The 8,209-nt window shown below is 46.2% G+C and carries 6 protein-coding genes and 1 pseudogene; 6 read left to right on the top strand and 1 reads right to left on the bottom strand.

What is annotated here, in order from left to right; all coding sequences use genetic code 11:
- Window positions 1–469 precede the first annotated feature (469 nt).
- The 6 genes and pseudogenes from AC1DO4_RS24945 (at window position 470) to AC1DO4_RS24920 (ending at window position 5,084) form a co-directional block, all read left to right on the top strand.
- Window positions 470–1,381: pseudogene (locus AC1DO4_RS24945) on the top strand (site-specific integrase).
- A 229-nt stretch (window positions 1,382–1,610) separates the two neighbouring features.
- Entirely contained in the window at window positions 1,611–2,489 is an 879-nt protein-coding gene (locus tag AC1DO4_RS24940) for a helix-turn-helix domain-containing protein (protein ID WP_477420363.1), read from the top strand.
- Between the two features lie 63 nt (window positions 2,490–2,552).
- Window positions 2,553–3,107, top strand: coding sequence for a DapH/DapD/GlmU-related protein (locus tag AC1DO4_RS24935; RefSeq protein ID WP_477420361.1), 555 nt, complete (start codon window positions 2,553–2,555; stop codon window positions 3,105–3,107).
- A 13-nt stretch (window positions 3,108–3,120) separates the two neighbouring features.
- Complete coding sequence (locus AC1DO4_RS24930; RefSeq protein ID WP_477420359.1) at window positions 3,121–3,582, top strand: cyclophilin-like fold protein; 462 nt, start codon at window positions 3,121–3,123, stop codon at window positions 3,580–3,582.
- A gap of 27 nt (window positions 3,583–3,609) precedes the next feature.
- Entirely contained in the window at window positions 3,610–4,695 is a 1,086-nt protein-coding gene (locus AC1DO4_RS24925) for an alpha/beta hydrolase (protein ID WP_477420357.1), read from the top strand.
- Between the two features lie 131 nt (window positions 4,696–4,826).
- Window positions 4,827–5,084: an SDR family NAD(P)-dependent oxidoreductase gene (locus AC1DO4_RS24920; protein WP_477420355.1), complete on the top strand. Its 258-nt coding sequence runs from the start codon at window positions 4,827–4,829 to the stop codon at window positions 5,082–5,084.
- Here AC1DO4_RS24920 and AC1DO4_RS24915 read toward each other — a convergent pair.
- On the bottom strand, window positions 5,026–8,208 hold the full coding sequence (locus tag AC1DO4_RS24915) for an error-prone DNA polymerase (protein WP_477420353.1): 3,183 nt from the start codon (window positions 8,206–8,208) through the stop codon (window positions 5,026–5,028). The two genes, AC1DO4_RS24920 and AC1DO4_RS24915, sit on opposite strands and share 59 nt — an antisense overlap.
- Window position 8,209: the final 1 nt, after the last annotated feature.

The raw sequence follows: 8,209 nt of genomic DNA, 5'->3' as shown, positions 1-8,209 counted from the left end.
GCCTATCAATGGGGCAATACCCGAAAAGGGTACTGGCGGACGGTGCATAGCCCAATCCTTACAAGAGCGTTAAATAATGCCTTTTTAAAGCATGCGGGCTTTGTAAGTCTAAAAGACATCATAACCCCGCTGAAAACTGTTAATGTTTAATGAACCGCCGTATGCCGAACGGCACGTACGGTGGTGTGAGAGGACAGTAAGGGAAATAATCCATTACTTCCTACTCGATTTTATTCAAATCCTTTTCAGTACATACTATTCCACGCTTTATACGAACAAAAAGGTGAACAGATTTCGTTTTTTAGATTTGTTCACCAGAAATGGTCTAACCTATTGATGTATAGCTATTTGCATTGTTAAAATTTAGACTGAAAAAGACGCATTCAGATCACTTTTTTTCCTTTCCGGTGAACAGTTTTGGCCATAACAGTTCAAAACAATTTTTTATTAATCTAAAAATCTGGAAAAGATGAGGACAAGTAACACATTCGGAATTCACTTCGTATTGAGGGAAAACCGTGGAAAGAATGGATTATCAGCTATTTACATGCGGATAGTCGTGAACAAAAGCCGCTCGGAAGTCGCTTTAAAGCGTCAGGTGGCAGTAACAGACTGGAGCGAAGCCAAAGGATTGGCTAAGCCCAAAAATGACGAATTGCGTAAATTAAATACGCACTTAGAACAGCTCCGGGGCATGATGGCCAGCCACTATCAGGATCTGCAATTACAGAAAAAAGTGACCACCGCCGAGGTTTTAAAGAATCTTTTTGCCAGGGTCAAAGATTCCGAACACCCCCTGCATACCATTATTGAGTATCATAATACGAACATGAAAGACGTGCTGGCTCCCGGCACCATGAAAAATTATTACACCACCGCTGCTTATCTGAAAGAATTTGTCCAAGTGCAATTCCGCCGTTCCGATATCTACCTGTCAGAACTTGACCTACAGCTTTATCAGTAAACTGGAGCATTTTCTAAGGAAGCGCGTACGGCTGACCATCAAAAGAAATTAGAGAATAACGGTTTGATGAAGCATCTGGAGCGCTTTCGTAAGATCATTCGACTGGCGGTTAAAATGAGCTGGCTGGATAAAGACCCGTTCTCTATGTTCCAGCTTAAATTCAACAAAACTGAGCGAGGATACCTAACAACCGCCGAACTAACCAAACTTGAAAACAAAAAGCTGACCATCGAACGTATTGCTTACGTGCGCGATTTATTTGTATTAAGCTGCTATACCGGTTTGGCATATATAGACGTCATGGAGTTAACCCCAGATAATTTGGTACAGGGTATCGACCAAAATCAATGGATCAAAACCACACGTGAAAAAACAAGGGTTCCGGTCAATTTGCCTTTACCATTTTGCAAAAAATAGTAAAAAAAGGTTTGGGAGGAACACTCAACGTTGCTTTTGAATTCTAATCTGCAAGGGGTCACAATTTGTGCCCCTTTTTTATTTTTCAGTTTATTGGAGTTCACATCAATGTAAAAAGCTCTCAACCCCCACCAAAGTTGTTATTTTCTGATTTGGACGTTTTTCCTAATTTTGAAGCCCGATAAAGCGATAAACAAATTTTATTGTTTGATTTTCTTAACTTTATTTTATGCAGGATAAGACCGAGCGTTCCATTTCTGATTTCAACAATGAATTGAAGTTAAAAGGCTTCAATGTCTTTCGGATTGAGGAAGATGGCGCTGCGGTGCGTACCTACAGCAGGAAGGATTTTTACAAGATCTGCCTTACCACCGGCAAAAGTGCTATTCACTATGCTGACCGCAGCTTTGAGGCCCAGGGGACGGCGTTGTTTTTCGGCAACCCGCATGTGCCCTATTCCTGGGAGACCTTATCTACTACCTATGTGGGCTATACTTGTTTGTTCTCAGAAGACTTTCTAAAGGTGTCCGAACGCGACGATATGTTGCAGCAATCACCTTTCTTTCGGATCGGTGGTACGCCCATATTAAATATCACTGAAGATCAGCGCCTTTTTTTAAATACCCTGTTTGAAAAAATGATCGACGAGCAAAAAAGCGACTACTCCTATAAAGATGATCTGATCCGTAATTATATTAACCTCATCCTGCATGAGGCTATGAAATTGCAGCCATCGGAAAACTTTGACCAGCAAAAAAATGCCGCGTCCAGGGTCACCGCAGTTTTTCTCGAACTGCTGGAAAGGCAGTTCCCGATAGAAAGCCCTAACAAGCCGCTCGGCTTAAAAACCGCCCAGGATTATGCGCAATACCTGTCCATTCATGTGAATTATCTGAACCGGATGGTCAAAGAAACTACAGGCAAACCGACGACCAATCACATTGCCGAGCGCATTATCCATGAAGCAAAAGCGCTGTTGCAGCATACGGACTGGAATATTGCAGACATTGCCTACGCTTTGGGTTTTGAATACCCCAGCTACTTTAACAACTACTTTAAGCGCATGACGGGCACCAACCCTAAATCACTCCGCACTGCCGAGGTTTGAAACTCTTAATCATTGGTTTGATTGTTATAAACTACTAAAGGCCGGCGTGCCGACCTTTGTGGTATGAAAGATATTTTTGAAAGATTAAGGTCGGGCGAGTTAGTTGAACTTACCGATCCGGAATTTTTTAAGATTGATGAACTGGTTGCACGTACGCTGGCACTTACGCCTGCCCTGAACAGCGCTATCTCCATCGAGGCGGTTCGTGAAAAGCTGTCGGGGATCATTGGCGCGCCGGTTGATGAAACCACCGTCATCTTTGCGCCATTCCACACTAACCTGGGGCGTTTCATTAAACTTGGCAAGCACGTTTTTATCAATCATGCCTGTTCTTTCCTGGACATGGGCGGAATCACTTTGGAAGACCATGTACTGATAGGGCCGAGGGTGAACCTGGTCACCGAAAACCATCCCTTAAACCTGGCAAGTCGCCGCGGCATGCTCTGCAAACCTATCCTTATCAAACGCAATGCCTGGATTGGTGCTGGTGCAACCATACTGCCTGGCGTAACTGTAGGTGAAAATGCCGTTGTTGCGGCAGGTGCTGTAGTATCAAAAGATGTCCCTGCAAATACTGTTGTGGGTGGTATTCCGGCCAAACAAATAAAAAGCTTTTAATTAAATGAATGCTATGAAAATTTTAATCACAGTCGTCTCCTGCCTGATCTGCACGCAGCTTTTCGCTTGCAACAATAAAAATAATGGGTTAACAAGCAGTCCAAATAACATTTTAAATACAGAAAGCATGAAACTGAAAATAACCATTGGCGCAAATGCTTTTACTGCTACACTTTACAATAATGAAAGTGCTGCCGCATTTAAAAAGAAGCTGCCAATGACAATTAATATGAAAGAATTGAACGGTAATGAAAAGTATTTTGACTTGCCGGACGATCTGCCCGATAATGCTTCAAATCCTGGCACTATACAAGCTGGAGATTTGATGTTATATGGCGCTAACACCCTGGTGCTTTTTTATAAATCATTTTTAACACCATATAACTACACCCGGCTTGCACGGATTGATAACCCTTCAAAATTGGCGGCTGAGCTAGGTTCGGGAAATATATCTGTGAAGTTTGAATTAGAGTAAAATTGATAAGTAATTAATAGAATAATAATGAAAAGAATAACAATCACAGCATTCCTGTCCTTAATGTTCCTGGGGCAATTATATGCGCAGAATAAACAAAAAGGGGCACCGGTAAAAACAGTAATTATGGAACAAATATCTCCAGCTGCATATACCACCTTTAAGGTAAGCAGCAACGTTGCAATGTATAAGGTTAGTTTCCAAAATCAATACAAGATGAAGGTTGCAAGTCATCTTTTTATTCCAAAAAGTTTAGATGCCAATAGTAAACATGCAGCTATTGTTGTAGGGCACCCTATGGGTGCTGTAAAAGAGCAAAGTGCTGACTTATATGCTTCAAATATGGCTGACCGTGGGTTTATCACATTGGCAATCGACCTATCCTTTTGGGGAGAAAGCGAAGGGCAGCCACGCAACGCTGTTGCACCTGATATATATGCCGAAGATTTTAGTGCCGCAGTTGATTTTTTGGGTACCCGTTCATTTGTTGACAGGAACCGCATTGGTGTGCTTGGCGTTTGCGGTAGCGGCAGTTTTGTAATTAGTGCCGCCAAGATTGACCCAAGAATGAAAGCCATTGCAACGGTGAGCATGTACGACATGGGATCGGTTAACAGAAACGCTCTAAACCATTCGCAAACCCTTGAGCAGCGCAAAAAAATACAGGCAAAAGCCGCCGAGCAACGCTACATTGAATTTACGGGGGGCAAAACTGAATACACCAGCGGAACTCTGCATAAACTGGATGAAAATACGGATCCGATACAGCGGGAATTTTATGAGTTTTACCGTACACCAAGGGGAGAATACACGCCAAAGGGTAGTTCACCGGAGCTTACGACGCATCCCACACTTTCAAGCAATGTTAAGTTCAATAACTTTTACCCGTTTAACGACATAGAAACAATTGCTCCCCGTCCGATGCTTTTTATTACGGGCGATAAGGCACATTCAAAAGAGTTTAGTGAGGATGCCTATAAACGTGCAGCCGAACCCAAAGAATTAGTTATCATTCCGAATGCAAGTCATGTTGATTTATATGACAAAACCGATTTGATCCCGTTCAATAAGTTGGAAACATTTTTCAAAAAGTATTTAAATGAATTGTTATAAAATTTTGGAGCGAATTCAGATAATACTGGCGCTGCAGATGGGATAAGTGGTGAACAAACAAGCACACTACCGCCACGTTAAATGCAGCAACCATCTGAAAATAAATAATTAAACATAAAAACAGAAGAGCCATGAAAGATAATATCGAAGGTAAAGTAATAGTCATTACCGGGGCAAGCAGTGGGCTGGGCGAAGCCGCAGCAAAGCACTTATCAGCACTTGGGGCAACGGTTGTACTGGGCGCAAGTGAGGTAGAGCATTTTGATAGTGCAGGGAACCGTAAAATTGTTCATTCGGGTGGAATACAAGTTCAGCCGGATTTAGTAAAGATCAATGAAAATTCCGCCCTTTATGAAAAGCGCCCTCGGTGGAGCGCCCGTCATAATTAACAGGTTGGGTGGTTTCATCACCCCGCGCCAGGGTTTGCGGCAGATCTGTTTCAGTGAGGCAACGCAGCAAAGCGGTGAGGTTGAAGCATTGGTGTACGACGAGGTGGGTAACGCCGTTGGCTATTTGTAATTTACCGGCGACCATTAATAACTTGGATTGCACGATTTCCTTGCGGTATTTATCAAATAGGGCTTGCCAGACCACGAGGTTGGCCGAGCCGGTCTCATCTTCCAGGGTCATGAACAATACGCCTTTGGCGGTGCCGGGGCGCTGGCGCACGGTGATCAATCCTGCCAGCCGGACAAAGTCGCCGTCTTTATAGTTGGCCAGGTCGCTAACCCTGACATTGCGCAGGCGCGTAAGCTGTACACGTAGTAGGCCTACCGGATGATCTTTTAGCGAAAGCCCGGTAGATACATAATCCTGCACCACATGCTCGCCGCGGGTCATCAATGGTAGTGGCACGGTATCTTCCAAAACCGTTTCCGATACTTGCCCATCAAATAAGCCGATGGGCCGGTCGGCTAGAGCTGAAACTTCCCATAGCGCCGTCCGGCGGTCAGCGCCTAAGGAACGGAAGGCATCGGCATCGGCCAGTCTTTCGAGCGCTGCCTCGGGAACACCGGCGGCACGTAATTGGTCGGTATGCCGGTAACCATTTTCCCGCATGACGGTCAGTACCATCACATCATCTTCGCGCAGCCCTTTGATCTGGCGGAACCCTAGCCTCACGGCGAAGTATTTACCGTCGTTGCTTTCCATAGTATTATCCCATTCGGAATAATTGACGTCTACCGGTAAAACCTGTACCTGGTGATTACGGGCATCCTGTACGATCTGTGCGGGCTGATAAAAGCCCATTGGCTGGCTGTTGAGCAGCGCCGCGCAAAAGACATCGGGGTAATGGTATTTTAGCCAGCAGGAAATATAGACTAATAGGGCGAATGAAGCCGCGTGGCTTTCGGGAAAGCCATAGCCTTCGAAACCTTGCAATTGCTTGAATACGCGCCTCGAAAAATCTTCCTCATAACCCCTTGCGACCATACCGTCCACTAGTTTCTTTTCGTACATATGCAGTTTGCCATTAGCTTTAAAAGAAGCCATACTGCGGCGTAACTGGTCAGCTTCCGCTGGGGTAAATCCCGCCGCCACAATGGCGATCTCCATGGCCTGTTCCTGAAACAGCGGTACGCCTAAAGTACGGCCCAATATTTCCTCCAGTTCTTTGGATGGATAGATCACGGGTTCCTCGCCGTTCCGGCGTCTTAAATACGGATGTACCATGTCACCTTGTATCGGCCCCGGTCTGACAATAGCCACTTCGATCACCAGGTCATAAAAACATCGGGGCTTTAGTCGCGGCAACATGGACATCTGTGCCCGGCTTTCGATCTGGAATACGCCGATGGTGTCGGCTTTACAGATCATATCATAAACTAAAGGGTCGTCCTGCGGCACATTGGCCAGCGTCAGTTTGATGCCATAGTGTTTCAGCACCAGGTCAAAAGCTTTGCGGATCATGGTGAGCATCCCCAAACCCAGCACATCGATTTTAAGAATACCCAGGTCTTCCAAATCATCCTTGTTCCACTCTACCTGTGTACGTTCTTCCATACGGGCATTCAACACCGGGCAGAAGTCGGACAATTTACCTTCGGTGATCACAAATCCGCCGGTGTGCTGGCCGAGTTGTCGGGGAAAGCCCATGAGTTCGCAGGTCAATTGCAATACTTTAAGAATGACCGGGTCTTTGGGGTTTAATCCCTGACCGCGCAGTCGTTCTTCATCAAATCCTTCCTCGTAAAAGTCCCAAATAGTGGCACCGATACGCTTGATGGTATCTTCCGATAAGCCCATCGCTTTACCGACATCGCGGATCGCGCCTTTATGCCGTTCTTGAGTAACCGTGGCGACAATAGCCGCCCGGTCACGGCCATAATCGCTATAAATGAACTGTATGATCTCTTCGCGGCGTTCATGTTCGTAATCCACGTCGATATCCGGCCATTCATCGCGTGCGTCCGACATAAAGCGGGAAAACAACATCCGGGACTTGGCGGGGTTAACCGCCGTGATGCCTAAGCAAAAGCAAACGGTAGAATTTGCCGCCGAGCCGCGGCCCTGGTGCAGGATACCCAGTTCTTCGGCTTTCTGGGTTTTGCGGTGCACCCGCAGGAAGTACCAGGCCAGGTTGCGCCATTTAATAAAGGTCAGTTCAAATTCGATCTGCCTCCGGTGTTTCTCCGGGACGGGGTCACCGAGGACAGCTTTCGCTCCGGCCCAGGTCAGTTTTTCCAGCCGTTCCTGCCGGGTCATACCATCGACCAATACTTCTTCCGGTTCCAGGTATTTGAGCATATCCAGCGAGAAGGTGCAGGCACCGGCAATAGCATTGGCATTTTCGATGGCTTGCGGATAACGATTGAATAAGCGCTCAATTTCGTCAAGTGCTTTCAGGTGTCTTTCGGCATTGGGATGCAGCAGGTAGCCGGCGGTATGTATGGTGCATTTTTCGCGGACGCAGGTCAGGACATCCTGCAATTCCCTCCGTTCGGCAATATGGTAATGCACATCACCCGTAGCCACTAAGGGCACACCGGTTTCGGCTAACCGAAAAAGCCGTTTGGCATCCTGGCCCTGGTAATTGAAGGAAGCGGCGACGTATAACGAACGGCCCAATTGCTTTTTATATTCGGTCAGGTCTTTTAAGAATGAGCTATCAAATTCAAAAAGATGATTGAGCCTATCCGGTGGTACCGCTATAAATAAGATGCCTTCGGCATGGGCATACACATCGGCTTTATACAATTCACATTTGCCTTTTTCAGTACGTAAATTGCCGAGCGTCAGCAGCGCAGACAAGCGGGCGTAAGCCGCATGATCTGTCGGATAAGCCAATAAACTGGTACCATCTATCAGGTCAAGCCGGCAGGCCGGGATATAACGGATGCCGACGGCTTTGGCGGCCATATGCGCCCGCACGATCCCGGCCAAGGAATTCCGGTCGGTAACCGCGATAGCCGTATAGCCCAAAGCTGCCGCCTGTTCTGCCAGTTCATGGGGATGCGAACCGCCGCGCAGGAAGCTAAAGTTTGAAGTGACCTGTAGTTCTACGTAATTCATA

This window comes from Mucilaginibacter sp. P5_A6 (assembly GCF_056400585.1).
This window is presented reverse-complemented; position numbering and strand designations above follow the sequence as displayed.